We start from the raw sequence: 19,800 nt of genomic DNA on the forward strand, positions 1-19,800 counted from the left end.
ATAGCAATAGATAATAGAGCGGGGATATTTTTTACAATATTTGAGTTGATTCTTAATATGGCTTTGGTAAAAAATGATCCCCGTTTTTAAATTTAGATGTAAACGGCTTACTTGACCATAAAAAATCAAATCCAAATTGATTGGATTGGACAAAAGCCAGGGAGGAGTAAAAAATGCATATTGCGGTATTAGCAAAGGTTGTTCCGGATTATGAAGTGCCGGCCATGGATTTTGAATTATCAAACAACCGGGCCCATGAAAGGTTTTCTCGAATGCTGGGGCTTTATGATGAAAATGCCATTGAAACCGGAATACAGCTCAAGGCTAAGACATCTTCATCCTTGACCATTATTTCTTATGGAACTGACGGTGATGTTCAGTTTTTAAGAAAAGGTGTGGCAATGGGTGCTGACAAATTGATACTGGTAAAAGGAACGTCAGATGACCCGTCCATTATTGCCCAGAATCTTAAGCTGGCAGTGGAAGAATTGGGTGACGTTGATCTTATTCTGGCCGGCCAGCAGTCTGCTGATATGGATCGGGGAATTGTACCTGGAATTTTGGCCCAGATGCTGGGTGCCACTTTTATTCCCCAGGTGGGTTATATTGAAAGCAAAGATGATCTGTGGAATGTCAATCAGATTACTTCAACCGGAAAACGAGAGCTTGAGTTCAAGGGGCTTGGTGTGTTGTCTATCACAAGTATTCCGGAAAATGTGCCCAGAATACCGGCAGTTCGTGCCATATTTGCTGCAAAGAAAAAACCGGTCGTCAAACTTGACGGCGTGGATCAGGGCAAAATGGCTTTACAGGAAATCAGTGTTGAGATTCCCAAGAGTGAATCTGTTTGTGAATTTATTAATGCGGATGATCCTAATGAAGCCGTAAAGACATTACTGACCAGATTGACCGAGGAGAGATTTATATGAAAACGCTTATTATAGAAAATATTGATCTGAAAAAAATCGGTGAATTAGTGACCGTGAGCAAGCAGTTTTGTGATGCCCCTGACATTATTGCACTGGGTGAAGGAGATATCCCCGGATCATTCGGTAAAGCATGGCAGTTTGGTCAGGCTGTGCCTGCAAATCTTGTATCAACGGTGTCAAACATCATTAAACAGGAAAATTATGAAGTTATCCTGATGAGTGTTTCAACCCTTGGAAGCGGTCTGGCAGGGCCTTTGAGTGCTGCGCTTGCAGCTCCTGCCGTAACAGAAGTAACTGCGATTCATCCGGATCTGGTTGTGGATCGCCCAGTGTATGGCGGTAAAGCCATTATACAGCATAAGATAGAATCAACCCCGACCATATTGACTATTCGCCGCAAATATTTTGAACCGGCCCAGCTTGACGGAACAACTGCGGCAACAGCTCTTGAAGCTGTTGAGGACAAAGTAACCCTTGTTGCTGAAACACATGAGCAGACAGATGGAATACCTCTGGAAGATGCAAATATTATTGTATCCGGGGGTAGAGGAATCGGTGATCCTGAAAACTTTAGCATGCTTCAGGAAATGGCGCATCAGCTAAATGGTGCTGTAGGTGCTTCAAGGGGTGCGGTTGATGAAGGGTGGGCCTCCCCGACCAAACAGATCGGCCAGACCGGAAAAATTGTTGCTCCCAGCGTTTATTTTGCCGTGGGAATTTCAGGTGCCAGCCAGCATCTTGCCGGAATAGCCAATTCCAAATGTGTTGTTGCCATTAACAAAGATGAAGACGCCAATATCTTCAACCGTGCCAGATTCGGTGTTGTGTGTGATTATAAGAAAATCGTTCCGATATTAACCCAGGCTATTATGGAGGGTAAGTAAATGGCCCGCGTTCCTTACTGGAATATCAGTTACGGTGTAATCATTGACTTGTTATCCATTCCGGTATTTCTTATTTTCCTTTATGGTCTGTATCTGCAATGGAAACTTATCGAAAAGGGTAAATTAAGAATTCTTCCTTCCATCAGCAATGTGTTTCAGGGGATTGGAACTTTTCATCCCAAAGCCTTTTTTGTAAGAGGCATATTGAATCCTAAGATATACCGGAAGCCAGCTTCCGGTATTGCCCACGGGTGCGTTTTCTGGGGTATGTTCATGCTGTTTGTGGGTACTAATCTTGTCATACTCAATATTTTGTTCGGGCTACCTGTTTTTAACGGTGCTTTTAACAGCTGGTTTATGGCATTCACTCTTGATCTGGCAGGTCTTTTAGCCTTTTGCGGTCTTGTCTTTTTTCTTGTCAGAAGGCAGTTCATGCCCGACCGTCTTAAGATTCCCGAGGAAAGAAAAGGATTTGTTCTTGTCGGCAGTCTGCTGGGAGTTCTAATCTTAACGGGGTTTATTATAGAGGGTGCAAGGCTGGCGGCTTCCAACCCGGAAAGCGGTGCATTTGTAGGAAATTTTTTTGCATCCACAATTATCAGTTCTTCCAGCGCCCTTCAGATACACACCATGACCTGGTGGGTACACGGTCTTTTGGCGCTTTGTTTTGTCGCCTATATTCCGTTTTCTCCCCTTGTTCATATTATCCTTGCACCGGTTAACAGCGGATTTGCAGACCCGGCTCCCGGGGTAAAAATGGGGGTTATGGATTTTTCAGCGTTTGACGATGAAGATGCAGAAGAACTGCCGGCATTGGGTGCTGATAAACTGGCTGATTTTACAAGAAAACGGTTCCTGGATTTTTCCAGTTGCTTGTGGTGCGGACGGTGTCAGGAAGCTTGCCCGGCGTACAACACGAAAAAACCTCTGTCCCCTAAAGGGGTTATTGTGACAATGGCTGAAAAGCTTAAAAATGCTCAATTGGATGATAATGTAATTGATACCATATCCATGGATGCGATTTTTAATTGTACAACCTGTGCAGCCTGTATGGAAGCCTGTCCTGTAAGTATCAATCAACCCAAGACCATCATGAGGTTCAGACAGAATCTGGTCATGGAACAGGGTCAGATTCCGGAACTTATGGGAAAAGCGATTTCCAGTCTTGAACAAAGATCCCATCCTTTTTTTGGTACGGGTTCAGGTGCTGCAGAATGGCGTAAAGATCTTGAGGTTCCGGTTTTTGAGGCCGGCAAGACGGAATATCTGCTCTGGATAGGCTGTTCCATCACCTATGAGCAGCGGGCATGGCAGATCGGAAGAGCCATGGTCAACATCTTGCAGCAAGCCAATGTATCATTTGGAATTCTTGAAGATTCCCGCTGTACCGGTGATCCTGCCAAACAGATGGGCAATGAGTTTTTGTTTGCGGAAATTGCCCAGCAGAATATAGATGATTTTGCATCCCTTGGCATTAAAAAAATTATCACCATGTGTCCCCATTGTTATAATAGTTTTACCCGGCATTATCCTAAACTGGGTGGTCAGTATGAGGTTATTCCCCATGCTGCGTTTATCAAGACGCTTATTGACCAAGATAAATTGCCCCTTACCAACAACCCCCAGAGCATAACATATCACGACCCTTGTTATCTGGGCAGGAGGAATGGTTTTTACGACGATCCTCGCAAAGTTCTTTCCAATGTGGGAGATCTTGTTGAGATGCCACGCAATAAAAATGAAAGTTTTTGCTGCGGCGGTGGCGGCGGCAATTACTGGGCAGAGGAGGAAGGAACAAGAATCAATCAGGAACGTGCTGGTGAAGCACTTGCTACGGATGCCGATACCATTGCGGTTGCCTGTCCTTTTTGTCTGCTGATGCTGACAGATGGTTTGAAAAAGCATACTGAAGAGATCAAGGCCTTTGATATTGCAGAGATTGTTGAAAAATGTCTGCCTGAAAAGTCAGAAGCTTAAAAGAACATTAAGATTATATATATTTGGAGAGGTAAGATATGGATAAAAAGAAAATCGGAGTGTTATTGTCAGGGTGCGGTGTGTTTGACGGAACTGAAATACATGAATCCGTATTAACATTGCTTTTTATTGATCAGGCGGGTGCCGAAGCCGTCTGTTTTGCCCCGGATATTGACCAGGCCCATGTGATCAATCATTTGACCCAGCAGGAAGAAAAAGAGACAAGAAATGTTCTTGTTGAATCTGCCAGGATCGCAAGGGGGGAAATTCAAAGTATCAATGATGTTGATGTTGCAAAATTGGATGCTGTTATATTGCCGGGAGGATTCGGCGCTGCAAAGAATCTGAGTGAATTTGCCTTTAAAGGCCCCCAGGGTGAAGTTAATAAAGATGTTGCTGCGTTGCTTGAAAAAGTAATTGAGGCAAAAAAACCGCTTGGTGCGCTGTGTATTGCTCCTGCCACCGTGGGTATGGCATTAAAGGATAAATCCCCGGAACTTACAATTGGCTGTGAAGAGGGCATTATCGGTGCTTTAGAGTCTATTGGGGTTAAACATGCCCTTTGTAAAGTGGATGAGATTGCTGTTGATGAAAAAAATCGCATTGTTACTTCACCGGCTTATATGATTGGACCCGGCATTGCTGATGTGGCAAAAGGCATCAAAAAACTTGTTGAAAAAGTAATAGAAATGACACAATAGATTATAAATAGATTAAATTAACCGATATGTTGTGTCCAAAAGAGTATATCCCATGCAGTTTTAAAAAAATAACGAGGTGTTTTTGTCAAAAAAATTAACTCTTATCATGGACTGGATAAAATCCAGAACAAAAGACAGGATATATTTTAATTCCGAACATATGGTCAGATATCTGACCCGGAGGACTTTTTCCATATCGGAAATAGAAACGGTTCTTGCGGAGGGGAGCATACTGGAAACACATTCCCATCCCCTTCGCAATGATTGTTATCTTGTCCTGGCATATCCTGATAATAAGCCGATTCATGTTATGTGTACAAAAGATAAAGATGAAAATCTTATTGTTTTATATGCCTATCGCCCCTCAGAACCTACATGGAAAGATGAACGAACAAGAAGACAAGTCAAAGGCCAACCAATGGATGAAAACCTGAGAAAATGTTTTTTCTGCAATAGTGATATAGAACCAATAACCGTGGGTAATTTTGATTTCCGATGGGAGGGCAGTCTGTATGTTATCAAAGGTGTGCCTGCAGGACTGTGTGTTCAATGCGGAGAAAAATACATTTCTGCTGAAGCTTCAAAAAAGATTGTTGCAAAAATTGAAAAAAAGGATTTTACAGGAAAAGACGATGTCCTTGTCTTTGAATATGAAGGATAAATCAAGATCCTGTTCATGATATTGGAAGGTACGTATGAAGGGGCTTGAACTTTGCCACAAGTATTTCAATGCTTATGGCGAACAGATGATAAACAAAAAATTTTATTCATACCGCAACAAGATTGCTGTTGGAATGGTTGGTGAGGGTTCAGAGTGCCTTGGGTTTGATGATCCTATATCCAGGGATCATGATTGGGGGCCTGGCTTTTGTCTTTGGCTGGGTGATGCGGATTTCGATGAAATCGGCAGCCGGCTTCAGGAAGCATATGAACAACTGCCAAGGATTTTCATGGGATTTGTCCGTAAGCCTGCTGCCTTAAGCAATCAGAAGAACGGTGTTTTCAGGATCTCTGATTTTTATAAACGCTTTACAGGGCTTGCCCATGCCCCTGAAAATAACATGCAATGGGTTAATTTGTCTGATGAATATCTTTGTGCTTGTACAAGTGGAAAGGTCTTTTTTGATCCTTTGGGTCAATTTTCAGATATACGAAACAAACTTCTCAATTTTTATCCCGAAGACGTCCGTCTATTTAAGATAGCTGCCAAATGTATGACCTGTGCCCAGTCCGGGCAGTATAATTTTATGAGATCCGTCAAAAGAGGGGAAGTTTTTGCTGCAGCATATGCTTTAAATACATTTTGCTCGGATATCATTTCCCTTGTCTTTTTATTGAACAAAAAGTTTGTTCCGTTTTATAAATGGAAACACAGAGCTGTCCGCGAATTATCCATCCTTGGTGAATCTATTTACGAAAATATAACTCAGCTGCTTTTTGTAAATGATGAGATTAAAAAAAATAAGATCATTGAAAATAGTTGCGCCCAGATCATAAATGAGATCAAAAATCAGGGAATGAGTGAATCAAAAAGTGACTTTTTATTAGAGCATGGGATAGAGGTTCAAAAAAGGATACAGGATATAAAATTGCGGGAAAGGGATGCTTGGGGCGGGTGAAGACTAATGACTAAAAATATTTTAATTATAGGCGGAAGTTATTTTGCCGGCAGATCTTTGGTGGAACATTTAGTCGTTCAAAAAGATGTAACCCTGTTTACATTTAACCGGGGAAACATTCCCTTGAATATCAGCCGGGTTACACAGCTTCATGGTGACAGGACCGACAGTCAATCAATAAAAGATAATATTCCTACAATGGACTGGGATGTCCTGATTGATTTTTGCGGTTATGCGCCGGATGATATAAAAAAGGTGATACAATCTGTTCCTGGAAATATAAAACAGTATATCTTCATCAGTTCTGCCAGTGTGTATGATCATTCATCCATCCTTCCTCTTGACGAGACAACCCGGACGATAGAAACTCCTCAGCCGGAACTTGGAGAATACGCTGAATATGGATTAAATAAAATCAAAGCCGAGCAGTTGCTTGAAAAAGAATGCCTTAACAGATCCATATCATGGACCATACTGCGGCCTTCAATTGTATATGGCAAATTCAACTATGCACCAAGGGAAAATTATTTTTTTGATTTGCTTGAAAAAGCCGAGCCCGTTATCCTGCCAGAGAATAATCTTGCATTGTTTAATTTTATTTTTGTAGATGATCTTGCAAAAATTATTATAAAATGCATTGAAAATCCAAGCGCCCGTAACCAGGTGTTTAATACCGTATCTCATGAGTATTTTTCATATGATACCTATGTTGCGATGTTGGAAAAAGTGATAAACAAGAAAATTAAAACCGTTGCAATGAGTGTGGACAAAATAGTGCAGGGACGTATTCCCCTGCCTTTTCCAATTGATCAGCACCAGGTTTATTCAGGAGCAAAACTGAATAAAGCAATCGGTTTTGAGTTTATATCATTGTTTGAGGGAATGAAAAGAACCTATGAATTTCATCAATTTTTAATGGAAAGCAAAAGGGGGCAGTAAAATGGACGTGTACAAAAGAAGCAGGGAAGTTTTGATCAAAAGCATTTTAAATATAGAATTGAGTATGTTTCTTAAGGTGAATGGTGAGTCCAATGCCCCGTGCCAGGAACACCCGGATGCGTTTAGAAAAATCCGGGGAAGCATTTATGAGTTCTGGTCTGATGAAATGCTGGAATCCTATTTCAATGATCTGGTTGTAGCGGAAAGAAGTGACAGGAATCTTGTTTTTGAAAAATATGCCAGAATGGATAACAAGATACCAAAAACCAATAATAATCCGCTAATTGATAATATTGTTGAAATTGAACAAAAATGGCAGGAAAATTTAAAAGAGATGTATCCTGCAATTTATAATCATACCTGCCGGGACATGAATCTGGCATCCGATGGCAGTAATTTTAAGGTTTACCTTGCAAGTGAGCTTGAAACCTATAGCGACAGAACTCTGAAAAAATATTACGACCATGTAAAAACAGCTTTTGATAAAGGAGAGAACCTTTCTGTTGAAATGCTTGGACAGTTGGCTAAAAAAAGCGGGATTGAGAGTCTTGAAAAATTAGAACAATTAATGCAGGCAGATGTGAACTAATGAAATGGAATACAGGAAAAATACTTAGTAAAAGGGAATCGCTTACTCCGGATAAAACAGCCGTTATTTTTGAAGACACCCCTGTGACGTATAAAGAACTGAACAGGGAAACAAATAGAGTTGCTCACTTTTTTCAGCAAAAAGGATTGAAAAAAGGAGATCGTATTGCTCTGGATCTTTTAAACTGCCCCGAATTTCTGGCCTGCTATTTTGCAGCAGGTAAACTGGGCTTGATCGTGGTGCCTTTGAATTACAGACTGGTAGCCCAGGAACTGAAATATCAGATTAACCAATGTAATTGCAGTCTGCTTGTGTTTAATGATAAATTCAGTGAAAATATTTACCCTGTTCGACATTCTCTGGATGTAAAAGAGGATAATTTTGTTTGTGTTACAGGTTATACGGATAAAAACCAGTGTCCTGAATGGGCTGTAGACTATCACCAAATCATTGAAAAATATCCTTTTTCCGAACCTGTTCCTGATGAAGTTATTGATTTGGATGATCCTTTTGTTATTTTGTATACATCCGGGGTTACGGGCAATCCAAAAGGAGCTGTTATCACCCACGGTCAGACTTATTTTAAATGTTTTCAGATCATTAATTATACTGATATGCGTCAGGATGATATCTTTCATTCCCAGGCACCTTTGTGTCATTCTGCAGGGCTTGCAGCTGTGACAACGCCGGCACTGTGTCGCGGGGCAACCATTTTGATGAGATCAAAATTTGATCCTGAGAAATTTGCTTTGGATATAGAAAAATACAAGGCAACCATTGTGTTCAGTTTGACCACCATGATGCGGTTTGTCATTGATACAGGAGTCCTTGACCAAGTGGACTTAAGCAGTGTGCGTTTTGCATTTGGCGGTGGTGAAAAAACTCCTCTGGAATTTTTTGACGAGTTGGATGAAAAAGGATTGAAACTTCTCCCTGGATTCGGGCAAACTGAAAATTCAGCCATGGTTTTAATGCCCATGGATGCTCCTGAAAGCAAAAAAAAATCAGCAGGCCTGCCTAATTTTTTTACGGATTTATGGATACAAAATGAAAAGGGTGAAAAGCTTGCTCCAGGTGAAATAGGTCAGATAGTTGCCATGGGTCCTAATGTGATGGAAGGGTACTGGAACATGCCGGAAGAAACCAAAAATACCATAATTGATAATGTGCTGTATACAGGAGATCTTGGCTATCTTGACGAGGATGGATATCTTTATATCGTTGACAGGGTAAAGGATATGTATCGAAGCGGTGCTGAAAATGTTTACCCGGCAGAAGTGGAAGCGGTTTTGATGGAACACCCTAAAATAAGGAGAGTGGCCATTGTAGGTGTTCCTGATGAAAAATGGGGAGAAACCGGAAAAGCTTTTATTGTCTGTTATCAAGGTGAGACGATCAGCTATGAAGAGGTGTTGTCGTTTTTAGAGGGCAAACTTGCCAGGTTTAAATTTCCAAAAACGATTCAACTGCTTGATTCAATGCCGGTAACAGTGACGGGCAAGTTGAAAAAAGCGGTGTTAAAAGAGGAATTTTGTTGAAGAAAAAAAAAGGCCTTTGATATAAAATTACTTATGGTGGAAGATGTCCATCATATGATGATAACTTTTTTTAAGAAAGCTGGTATTGCCGGGAAAAATGTGAGACTGTTTTTTGTTTTCAGGGCTGCAGGATTTGATATTGTATTGGTAGTTATCATTCTTGGAGATTGCAGGCAGCAAAACGCTGCTTTTTAAAAGAAAATTCAAGGAAATAAAATGAAAATACATGAATATCAGGCAAAGGAACTTTTTAGAAAATATAATGTTCCTGTTGCTGAAAGCTGTGTTGCTTTTTCAAAAGAAGAAGCTTTGAAGGCTGCAAATGATCTTGGCGTTTTCCCCGTGGTGATCAAGGCTCAGATTCATGCCGGAGGAAGGGGGAAAGGAGGCGGTGTGAAGCTTGCTGCAAATCAGGAACAGGTATTAACAATTGCCGATCAATTTCTTGGAATGAGGCTGGTTACCCATCAGACAGGGCCTGAAGGAAAGATAGTAAGAAAGGTCTTGGTTGAAGCCGGTCAGAGTATTGACAAAGAGTTTTATTTGAGTCTCCTGGTTGACAGGCATACTGAAAAAATTGTGATCATGGCAAGTCAGGCCGGTGGCATCGATATTGAGGATGTTGCGCAAAAAACACCTGAAAAAATCTTCAAGGTGTATGTGGACCCGCTTTTAGGCATACAAGGGTATCAATTACGGGAAGTTGGATTTCGCCTTGGCTTTCCCGCTCCCGCGATGAAACAGCTGTATGGATTGTTGTTCAATCTTTACAAGTTTTTTGTGGAAAATGATGCTTCTCTTGTTGAAATAAACCCTTTAATCCTTACTTCGGAAGGGGTGGTACTGGCTTTGGATGCCAAAGTGGATTTTGATTCAAATGCCCTTTACCGGCACAAGGATATTCTGGAATTAAGGGATCTTGACGAGGAAGATCCACTGGAAGTGGAAGCTTCCAAGTACAACCTTAATTATGTCAACCTTGACGGCAATGTTGGCAATATTGTCAATGGAGCAGGTCTGGCAATGGCCACTATGGACATCATAAAGAATGCAGGTGCTGCTCCTGCTAATTTTATGGATGTCGGCGGAGGAGCAACTTCCGAACAGGTTGAAAATGCCTTCCGCATTATCCTGGCCGATCCCAAGGTAAAAGCCATATTGATCAATATCTTTGGTGGTATTTTAAGGTGTGATATTTTTGCAAAAGGCGTTGTGGATGCGGTTAAAAAAACAGGGATCAGCGTTCCTGTTGTGGTTCGCATGAGGGGCACGAATATGGATGAGGGAAAGAAAATCCTGATTGATTCCGGACTCAATTTCATTAATGCTTTTGATCTTTCCGATGCTGCTGCTAAAATTGCAGCAGCAGTCAACTAAAGGAGATTTGTTGTGAGTATATTTATAGATAAAAACACAAAGCTTTTAGTTCAGGGAATAACCGGAAAGGAAGGCCGTTTTCATGCAAGACACTGCGTTAACTATGGTACAAATGTTGTGGCAGGCATAACGCCGGGTAAGGGAGGACAGAAAATGGATGAGGTGCCGGTTTTTAATACGGTCAGCCAGGCAGTTCTGGAGACAGGTGCCAATGCCAGTATCATCTTTGTTCCTCCGCCATTTGGAGCTGATGCCATAATAGAAGCGGCAGATGCAGGAATAGATCTTATTATTACCATTACGGAAGGTATTCCCATTCTGGATATGGTAAAAGTGAAAAATTATCTTGCAACAAAGGCATGCCGTCTTATCGGCCCCAATTGCCCCGGTATTATTTCTCCTGATGTTTGCAAAATCGGCATTATGCCGGGTAAGATTCATAAAAAAGGAACTATCGGCGTGGTGTCTCGATCAGGAACATTGACTTATGAGGTTGTTGATCAATTGACAAGCGGGGGGATGGGTCAGTCTACATGCATTGGCATAGGGGGTGATCCGGTGAACGGGACCAGCTTTATAGATGTGCTGGCCGCGTTTGAAGAGGATGACGAAACTACAGGGATCGTCATTGTTGGAGAGATTGGTGGAAATACTGAAGAAGAAGCAGCAGCATATATAAAGGAAAATCTGACAAAACCGGTAGTTGGCTTTATTGCAGGACTGACAGCACCTCCCGGCAGAAGAATGGGACATGCCGGAGCAATTATTTCAGGTTCCAGTGGTACGGGCGCAGCAAAAATTCAGGCCTTCAGGGACAATGGTATTCATGTCTGTGAAAACCTGGGAAAAATCGGTCGGATTTGTAAAGATGTATTTTTAGCGTAACCTAAAGGAGGTTGAATTTGGACAGTTACATTATTGAATCAAATAAGAAAAAGAGCAGAATGCCGGCAAGACTTGATCTTGTCCAGAGCGGCACAGGCTTGATTCTGGGCGTGTTCATATGGATGCATTTGCTTTTTGACAGCAGTATTATATTGGGAAAAGGAGCTTTTCATTTTGTATCAAAAAATTTGGAGCTTGCTTTTCTTTCAGATACAGGTCATGGGTTTCCCATCGCAGTTTTTTTTGCCGTTATAGTCATAGGCACCTTATTTATTATTCATGCTATGCTCGGGGTCAGAAAGTTTCCCATTTCCTGGAAGCAGCATCGGATCATAAGAGATCAGATGCAGATGATGAACCATAGTGAAACAAATCTTTGGTATATACAAGTTGTGACAGGATTTATCATGTTTTTCGCAGGATCAGTCCATTTGTATGTGATGTTTGCCAATCCAGGCAGCATTGATCCTTATTTGTCAGCAGACAGGATTGTTTCAGGGCATATGTGGCCTTTGTATCTTGTTTTGCTTGTCAGTGTTGTGCTTCACGGTAACATCGGCCTTTACCGGCTGTGTATGAAATGGGGATGGTTTGCAGGCAAGGATGCAAGAAAGTCAAGAAAAACATTGCAGACATTGAAAAACAGGTTGATCATGTTTTACTTGACCATCGGTATTTTAGGGTTATTGGTTTTTGTTGTGATTGGTATCAATCACAGGGATAACGTCGGGGAAAGATATGCCGCTCATGCGACAGCTATTGAACAGGTTCATGCAATGGAAGATACCCGGGAATCCGAAGGAGTTCAGACTCTGGAAGAAAGCCAGGAGCCGGAAGAAAGTCCGGTAGTGGAAGATAACCAGGACTTGGAAGAAAGCCCGGCAATGGAAGAAAGCCAGGAGTTGGAAGAGAGTCAACCTGTTGAAGAATCTCATGAATAAGGGGACATCTAAATGAAAGTCATATATACGGATTCACTTGTAATCGGCGGTGGCCTGGCAGGCCTTAGAGTAGCCATCGCGTCCATGCAAAGAGGGTATGATACCATCGTCCTTTCTTTGATTCCTGCCAAGCGGTCTCACTCTGCAGCAGCCCAGGGCGGTATGCAGGCAAGCCTGGGTGCATGCATTAAAGGAGAAGGGGACGATGAAGAAGTCCATTTTGCAGACACGGTAAAAGGAAGCGACTGGGGATGCGATCAGAATGTAGCAAGAGCTTTTGTGAATACATCTCCCAAGGCTATCCGGCAGCTTGCTGCCTGGGGAGTACCCTGGTCAAGGGTCAGAGAGGGAGATCATGACGTGGTGATTAACGGTAAAAAAGTCACCATTACCGAAAAAGCAGAATCACACGGCCTGATTATGGCCCGGGATTTTGGCGGAACAAAGAAATGGCGAACCTGTTATACCTCTGACGGCGCAGGTCATACCATGCTTTATGCCATGGATAACAAAGCCATTCAGATGGGCATTCCGGTTCATGAAAGAAAAGAAGCCCTGGCCCTGATCCATGAAGACGGTGTATGTTATGGTGCCATTGTAAGAGATCTTATCACAGGTGAGTTGATCGCTTATGTAGCCAAGGCAACAACCGTTGCTACCGGCGGTTACGGAAGGCTTTATGCCATTACAACCAATGCGGTGATTTCCGAAGGCATTGGAAATGCCATTGCTCTTGAAACAGGCGTTGCAACTCTTGGAAATATGGAAGCTGTGCAGTTTCACCCTACTGCCATTGTACCGGTCGGGATTCTCACCACTGAAGGATGCCGGGGTGACGGCGGCCTGCTTCTGGACAAAGATGGATACAGGTTTATGCCGGATTATGAACCTGATAAAAAAGAGCTGGCCTCCAGGGACGTTGTGTCACGCAGAATGACGGAACATATGAGAAAAGGCAAAGGAGTGCCCTCTCGTTACGGTGATCATCTCTGGCTGGATATCCGTTTGCTGGGCCGTCCTCATATTGAAAAGAATTTAAGAGAAGTCAAAGAGATCTGTGAATACTTTTTAGGAATTGATCCGGTTGAAGAATTGATTCCGGTCAGACCCACACAGCATTATTCTATGGGCGGTATAAGAACCAAGCCGACAGGTGAAAGTCCGACTCTCAAGGGCCTTTTTTCCGCAGGTGAAGCAGCTTGCTGGGATATGCACGGATTTAACCGTCTGGGCGGAAATTCCGTTGCGGAAACCGTTGTGGCAGGAATGATTGTCGGGGAATATGTGGCTGATTACTGCGCTGCAAATTCATTGAATATCAGCACAACCACCATTGAGCATTTCATGAAACAGGAAGAAAAGAAAATTACAGATCTTCTGGTCAGGGATTTTGGCGAGAACCCCTTCCAGTTAAAAGCTGAAATGCAGAAGATTATGATGGACAAAGTCGGAATTTTCAGAAATGGTGAAGATCTTGAACAGGCAGTTGAAGAATTGAAAGTCTTAAACCAGCGGGCAAAAAACATTGCTTTGAGAAATCGGATCAGCTCGTCTAATCCTGAGTTGGTTGAAGCCATCCGTGTGCCGAAAATGATAAAACTTGCCCAGTGTGTGGCCTATGGAGCCATGCTCAGAACCGAGAGCCGCGGTGCCCATTCCAGGGAAGATTATCCTGAAAGAAATGACAAAGAGTGGTTAAAAAGAACCCTTACAACATGGAAAGACGAGTCAGCAGATCTTCCTGAAATCGAATATGAAGAGCTGGATATCATGAAAATGGAAATGCCTCCGGGATCAAGGGGCTATGGTGTTGACAATACTGTGCATCATCCTGATACCGCTAAACGGGAACAGGAAATTGAAGAGATCAAGAAAGCCAATCCGGGTGCAGACAGGTTTGAACTTCAGAAGTTGTTGAATCCAATTACTATTCCAGAAAAATTCAAAGGTAAAAATGAGCGTATAGGCAGGGGGTTTAAATAATGAGTGAACAAGAAAGAATCCTGAAATTTCAAGTATTTAGATATAATCCCCAGAAAAAGGGCGACAAGCCCCGCATGGTAACCTATGAGGTTACCGAAGCCCCTGGGATGACGGTTTTTATTGCATTGAACGAGATTCGAGAACAGCAGGATCCGTCTTTTCAGTTTGATTTTGTCTGCCGGGCGGGCATCTGCGGATCATGTGCCATGGTGATTAACGGTCAGCCGACCCTTGCATGCAGAACCCTGACCTCAAATTATAAAGACGGTGAGATTAAACTTCTGCCCTTGCCCGGATTTGAACTGATCGGAGATCTTTCAGTCAATACTGGCAAATTCATGCGGGCCATGTCCGAACGAGTAGAGTCCTGGATACATGACACCAATGCGGATGATGTGAATTTTGATAAACTTGAAGAGCGCATGGACCCGGATGTGGCAGATCAAATTTATGAGCTTGAACGGTGTGTTGAATGCGGTTGCTGTGTATCTGCCTGTGCTACCAAACGAATGAGACCGGATTTTTTATCTGCAGTAGGATTTATGCGTCTGGCACGGTATGCACTTGATCCAAGGGATAAACGCTCTGATGAAGAATTTTATGAAATCATTGGTGATGATGACGGCGTGTTTGGCTGCATGACCCTTTTGGGATGTGAAGACTATTGCCCCAAGGATTTGCCTCATCAGACACAGATAGCTTATCTGAGAAGGAAAATGAGCTTGATCAGTTAGAGATTAAAAAGATAAGATAAGTCAAATAAGACAAGTCAAATAAAATAAGTCAAAAAAAATTAAGACCAGGCAGCAGGCAGTCAATGCTTTGCTGCCTGTTGTATTTTATATGAAAATCGTGTAAATCCAATCGAGACTTTCAATCGTTGTTGCGGGCAAACCAGGATGACCAGATTGTTGTAAAAAATGGCCAGGTTTGCCCGTGGCAGTTATATAGAGGTAAGAACAAAATGAATGGGTTTATATATGAACACATGTTTCCTTTGGGCAAAGATACGACGCAGTACCGCCGCCTTACCGGGAAATATATTAAGATAAAAAAATTTGAGGAAAAAGATGTCCTCATTGTGGAACCGCAGGCATTGACCCTGCTTGCTGAAAAAGCCTTTAAGGATGTGGCCCATCTTTACAGGTCAGAGCATCTTGAAAGACTCAGACAGATTATTGATGATCCGGAAAGTTCCGACAATGACCGGTATGTGGCGTTGGAATTGTTGAAAAATGCCGTTATTGCAGCGGGAAAAGTGTATCCCATGTGCCAGGATACGGGAACTGCCATTGTCATGGCAAAAAAAGGGCAGCAGGTCTGGAGCCGGACCGATGATGCAGAAGAGTTATCCAAAGGCGTATTTAAGGTGTATACACAAAATTATTTGAGATATTCTCAAAATGCACCTTTTAGCATGTATGATGAGAAAAATACCAAGACCAATCTGCCGGCCCAGATTGATATTACAGCTGAACAGGGAGATGAATACAAATTCCTGTTCATGGCAAAAGGTGGCGGATCTGCCAATAAAACCGTCCTTTTTCAGATGACAAAGACCGTATTGAAGTCAGAAAATACCCTGATTGATTTTATGCTGGAAAAAATGAAAGAGCTTGGAACGTCAGCCTGCCCGCCATATTATATTGCATTTGTCATTGGCGGCACATCTGTGGAACTTAATTTAAAGACTGTAAAACTGGCGTCCGCCAGATACCTGGATTCGCTTCCCACCCAAGGCAGCGACACGGCTCATGCCTTCAGGGACATTGATCTTGAAAAAAAAGTGCTGGCCCGGTCATATGGATTGGGCATTGGAACTCAGTTCGGGGGCAAGTATTTTGCCCTTGATATAAGGGTGATCCGTCTGCCGAGGCACGGGGCATCCTGTCCCATTGGTCTGGGGGTTTCCTGCTCTGCTGATCGGCAGATCAAGGGAAAAATTACAAAGGACGGAATTTTTCTGGAACAGCTGGAAGAAAATCCCGATCAATATCTGCCGAAAAAAGAACCAGACATGAAAGAAGCTGTTCACATTAATTTGAACAGGCCAATGGATGAGATCCGGTCGGAACTGTCCAGGTATCCTGTGGCCACACGGCTGGCCTTAACCGGACAAATTGTTGTGGCAAGGGATATTGCCCATGCAAAATTCATGGAACAGTATGAAGCAGGCAAAGGCCTGCCTAACTACCTGAAAAATCATATTGTCTATTATGCCGGCCCTGCCAAACGGCCCAAACAGGAAATTTCAGGATCATTTGGTCCTACAACGGCCGGGAGAATGGATTCTTATGTGCCTTCCTTCCAGAAAGAGGGTGCTTCCATGATAATGCTGGCCAAGGGCAATAGATCAAAGCAGGTTAAAGATTCGTGCAGAATCCATGGCGGGTTTTATCTGGGGTCAATCGGCGGTCCTGCAGCCCGGATAGGGAAAGACTTTATTAAAAAAGCACATATCATCGAATATGAAGAGCTGGGTATGGAAGCTGTTTATATGATCACGGTGGAAAATTTTCCGGCCTTTATTATTATTGATGATAAAGGCAATGATTTTTATGAGGATATTTTGTAGCTGATCTTGCTTTTAAACTTTAACCCCCGTTGATGATACTTGATATCAACGGGGTTTTTAGATTGATTCATCCACATAATCCATTATTTCACGATTATCTAATATTTTACGGATTTTTTGTGAAAGATCCGTCATCACAATGGGTTTGAATAGCATCTCTTTAACGCCCCTGGGTAATACAATTTGCTTTAAAGTTTTTTCATCATTTAATCCAGTGCAAATGATTATTGGAATATCCCGGCGTATTTTTATCAATTCAGAGGCCAGGATATCTCCGGGTAATTTGGGCATGGTCATGTCGGTAATAACAAGATCGAATGCATAAGGTTCTGACCGAAACATTTCCAAAGCTTCAATACTGCTGGTTTTTGAAAAAACCTTATAACCCAGACGGTTAAGCATCTTTGTTCCCATTGAAAGAATGGATTGTTCATCATCCACAAGCAAAATGTTTTCTGTTCCATGCAGAAGCGTTCTGTCTGTTTTCATCTCGTTTGGTGCTGAAATTTTTTTAATCAAAGGGAAATACACACGAAATGTGCTGCCCTTGCCGGATTCACTATACACTTTGATAGCACCTCCATGGCTTTTCATAATGCCGTGTACTACTGAAAGACCCAGACCGGTTCCTTTGTCCTTATCCTTTGTGGTAAAAAACGGATCAAAGATTTTTTTTTGAAGTTCCTTATCCATTCCAATTCCGGTATCTGCTATTGTCAGACATGCATATGCCCCTGGTTTCAGTTCATGGCTTATTGTATCATGTTGTCCTAATTGAATGGCCTGAAGGCTGACCGTTAATTTACCACCTGTTTTTTCCATAGCATGGTATGCATTGGTTGCAAGATTCATTATCAGTTGATGAATTTGGGTGGGATCGGCTTTAATTGTACCGCAATTGTTAGAGATATCCTGTATGATCTCAATGGTTGTTGGGATTGTGGATCGGATCAGTTTTAAAACTTCCTTGAGAATGTGTTGAATTTTTATGAGTTTTAGTTCATCGTTATTTTGCCGGGAGAAGGTGAGTATCTGTTTTACCAGTTCCTTGGCCCTCAAGGCCGCCGTATAAATGCCCTCCAGACCGGGTCGCAAAGGATGGTTGTGTGATATGTCCTCAAGCAGCATCTCGCTGTGGCCTAAAATAGGGAAAAGAATATTGTTAAAATCATGGGCAATACCTCCGGCAAGCGTGCCAATGGCCTCCATTTTCTGGGATTGCCGGAGTTTAGCTTCAAGCATGCCCTTTTCAGTGATATCACGGGTAATAGACAAAATGGTCTCTTTGTTGTCTATCATCAATAGTCGTGCAGACATAAGACCTGTTCTGATTTGCCCGTCTTTTCCTCTGAAATTTGCTTCCAGGTTCTCAACAAGCCCATGCTTTTTAAGGTCTGAAATTAAATGGGTTCGATCTTTGAGGTTATTCCAGATATTTAGTTCAACTGAAGATTTTCCAATAATATCTTCTCGTGTGTAGCCCAGGATTTTTGTAAAACCATCGTTTATGTCCATGTATGTGCCATTTTCAAGGCTGTTTAGATTAATTGCATCCGGGCTTGTTCGAAATGCCAATCGAAATTTTTCTTCACTTTTGCGCAATGCTTCATTGCTTTTTTGCAGGGCGGTTTCTGCTTTTTTACGCTGTGTGATATCATGGATGATAGAATAGAGAAAAGTTTCCTGCCCATACTCTATGGGGCCTGAATATACCTCAACATCCCTTGTTTTACCGGACGCCAACCTGTGTGAAAATCGGAATACCAATTTATTTTTAGATAAAGCTTTGTTCATCTCATCAGATACCTTTTCAGGAGTCAGGGTATTAATGTCGGTAATTTTTAAGGATATAAACTTCTCTTTGGGATACCCATAGAAAAGGCAAGCCGCCTTATTGGCTTCAACAATGGAACCGTCTGCCGGGTTTATGATCAGCTTTACCGCCTGATTTGTTTCAAATATTTGGCGATAGCGGTTTTCTTTCTCACTGATTTCTTTGAACATCAGGCGGTATGGTTCCACAAGCCCTGTGTGGATAAGTGCCCTGTAGATCAAATAAAATGAAATAATTTTAAATATGTGACCAAGCATGTTTGAAAAATCATACACATTGATATAAGCCGTAAATGCAAGTTCCGCAGCAATTTTAAGAGCAATTGATATATTTATAAGGATATAAACTGATGGGTCAAACGCATGTCGTTTTTGAAATAACAAATAAATTGATCCAATAAGGATCAAGACAATTATGTATTCGCTTGTTTTTTTAAAATGAGTCATCCCAATGCCATCAACAAAACAATCCGGAAAAATATTCCAGTAAAATATTGATGCCAGCAAAAGGGCAGTGAGAAAAAAATAGCTGTAGAATATCTGACTGATTTTCAGTTCTTTTGTCATAAGCAGCGGTGCCATCAGCAGGGTAAGGCTTTCTATATATCGAGCTGCTATCCAAAGTTGGGTCGGCAAATTTGTTTCAGATTCTTTGAAAACCTCCATTCCTTTATAAGACAGCATATGGAGCATATCTATGCTGCCACTGAAAAGACATGCTATGCCAAGCAATATGATATAATTGTTTTTGAAAAATGTTTTTGAATTCCAGATAATCATGAAAATACCGCAAGAAATTACAATACTGAAGAGTTCGGTAAGGCAGTGAAAGAGAAGATAATTGTGTAACCCGGTAAGAGAAATTACGCTTAAAAAAAGAATAGCTAATAAAATGTATGTCCATTGAGTCCCGGCTGATATTGCTGTTTTCATCATATTCCTTTTGTTAATATTTGTTCCCAATTGCAACATATTGCTCGCGTGAACTTTCAAATTTTTATGAGAGGCATGGTAACCGTTTTGGTAAACT

The 19,800-nt window shown here is 41.9% G+C and carries 17 protein-coding genes; 16 read left to right on the forward strand and 1 reads right to left on the reverse strand.

What is annotated here, in order from left to right; genetic code table 11:
• The first annotated feature begins 173 nt into the window (after positions 1-173).
• The 16 genes from TOL2_RS02735 to TOL2_RS02810 all read left to right on the forward strand — a co-directional run bounded on the left by TOL2_RS02735 (position 174) and on the right by TOL2_RS02810 (position 16,937).
• Positions 174-929: an adenine nucleotide alpha hydrolase family protein gene (locus TOL2_RS02735; protein WP_014956022.1), complete on the forward strand. Its 756-nt coding sequence runs from the start codon at positions 174-176 to the stop codon at positions 927-929.
• Positions 926-1,813 (forward strand): electron transfer flavoprotein subunit alpha/FixB family protein, encoded by an 888-nt coding sequence (locus TOL2_RS02740; protein ID WP_014956023.1) that lies wholly within the window; start codon positions 926-928, stop codon positions 1,811-1,813. The genes TOL2_RS02735 and TOL2_RS02740 overlap by 4 nt, the downstream gene beginning before the upstream one ends.
• Entirely contained in the window at positions 1,814-3,790 is a 1,977-nt protein-coding gene (locus TOL2_RS02745) for a (Fe-S)-binding protein (protein ID WP_014956024.1), read from the forward strand.
• A gap of 38 nt (positions 3,791-3,828) precedes the next feature.
• Positions 3,829-4,491: an isoprenoid biosynthesis glyoxalase ElbB gene (elbB, locus tag TOL2_RS02750; RefSeq protein ID WP_014956025.1), complete on the forward strand. Its 663-nt coding sequence runs from the start codon at positions 3,829-3,831 to the stop codon at positions 4,489-4,491.
• A gap of 82 nt (positions 4,492-4,573) precedes the next feature.
• Positions 4,574-5,152 carry a DUF4258 domain-containing protein gene (locus TOL2_RS02755; RefSeq protein ID WP_014956026.1) on the forward strand — a complete coding sequence of 193 codons (579 nt, stop codon included), beginning with the start codon at positions 4,574-4,576 and terminating at the stop codon, positions 5,150-5,152.
• A 34-nt stretch (positions 5,153-5,186) separates the two neighbouring features.
• Complete coding sequence (locus tag TOL2_RS02760; protein ID WP_014956027.1) at positions 5,187-6,110, forward strand: DUF4037 domain-containing protein; 924 nt, start codon at positions 5,187-5,189, stop codon at positions 6,108-6,110.
• A 6-nt stretch (positions 6,111-6,116) separates the two neighbouring features.
• Positions 6,117-7,049: an NAD-dependent epimerase/dehydratase family protein gene (locus TOL2_RS02765; protein ID WP_014956028.1), complete on the forward strand. Its 933-nt coding sequence runs from the start codon at positions 6,117-6,119 to the stop codon at positions 7,047-7,049.
• Between the two features lies 1 nt (position 7,050).
• Positions 7,051-7,638, forward strand: coding sequence for a DUF4125 family protein (locus TOL2_RS02770; protein ID WP_014956029.1), 588 nt, complete (start codon positions 7,051-7,053; stop codon positions 7,636-7,638).
• Positions 7,638-9,176, forward strand: a complete 1,539-nt coding sequence (locus tag TOL2_RS02775) for a class I adenylate-forming enzyme family protein (RefSeq protein WP_014956030.1) — start codon at positions 7,638-7,640, stop codon at positions 9,174-9,176. Before TOL2_RS02770 ends, TOL2_RS02775 begins: the two co-directional genes overlap by 1 nt.
• A gap of 54 nt (positions 9,177-9,230) precedes the next feature.
• The gene (locus TOL2_RS24755; RefSeq protein WP_158406052.1) at positions 9,231-9,371 is read left to right on the forward strand and encodes a hypothetical protein; all 141 of its coding nucleotides are present in this window, start codon (positions 9,231-9,233) and stop codon (positions 9,369-9,371) included.
• A 21-nt stretch (positions 9,372-9,392) separates the two neighbouring features.
• Positions 9,393-10,553 carry an ADP-forming succinate--CoA ligase subunit beta gene (gene sucC, locus TOL2_RS02785; protein WP_014956031.1) on the forward strand — a complete coding sequence of 387 codons (1,161 nt, stop codon included), beginning with the start codon at positions 9,393-9,395 and terminating at the stop codon, positions 10,551-10,553.
• A gap of 12 nt (positions 10,554-10,565) precedes the next feature.
• Positions 10,566-11,438 (forward strand): succinate--CoA ligase subunit alpha, encoded by an 873-nt coding sequence (sucD, locus tag TOL2_RS02790; RefSeq protein WP_014956032.1) that lies wholly within the window; start codon positions 10,566-10,568, stop codon positions 11,436-11,438.
• Between the two features lie 17 nt (positions 11,439-11,455).
• Positions 11,456-12,379, forward strand: a complete 924-nt coding sequence (locus tag TOL2_RS02795; protein WP_014956033.1) for a fumarate reductase cytochrome b subunit — start codon at positions 11,456-11,458, stop codon at positions 12,377-12,379.
• A gap of 12 nt (positions 12,380-12,391) precedes the next feature.
• Positions 12,392-14,362, forward strand: coding sequence for a fumarate reductase flavoprotein subunit (locus TOL2_RS02800; protein ID WP_014956034.1), 1,971 nt, complete (start codon positions 12,392-12,394; stop codon positions 14,360-14,362).
• Entirely contained in the window at positions 14,362-15,096 is a 735-nt protein-coding gene (locus TOL2_RS02805; RefSeq protein WP_014956035.1) for a fumarate reductase iron-sulfur subunit, read from the forward strand. The genes TOL2_RS02800 and TOL2_RS02805 overlap by 1 nt, the downstream gene beginning before the upstream one ends.
• 230 nt (positions 15,097-15,326) lie before the next feature.
• Positions 15,327-16,937: a FumA C-terminus/TtdB family hydratase beta subunit gene (locus TOL2_RS02810; protein WP_014956036.1), complete on the forward strand. Its 1,611-nt coding sequence runs from the start codon at positions 15,327-15,329 to the stop codon at positions 16,935-16,937.
• Positions 16,938-16,994: 57 nt separating this feature from the next.
• On the opposite strand, the gene TOL2_RS23350 is transcribed toward TOL2_RS02810, so the two are convergent.
• On the reverse strand, positions 16,995-19,706 hold the full coding sequence (locus TOL2_RS23350) for a hybrid sensor histidine kinase/response regulator (protein WP_158406053.1): 2,712 nt from the start codon (positions 19,704-19,706) through the stop codon (positions 16,995-16,997).
• Between the last annotated feature and the right edge of the window lie 94 nt (positions 19,707-19,800).

It is taken from the genome of Desulfobacula toluolica Tol2 (genome assembly GCF_000307105.1).
GTDB classification, from domain to species: Bacteria; Desulfobacterota; Desulfobacteria; order Desulfobacterales; family Desulfobacteraceae; genus Desulfobacula; species Desulfobacula toluolica.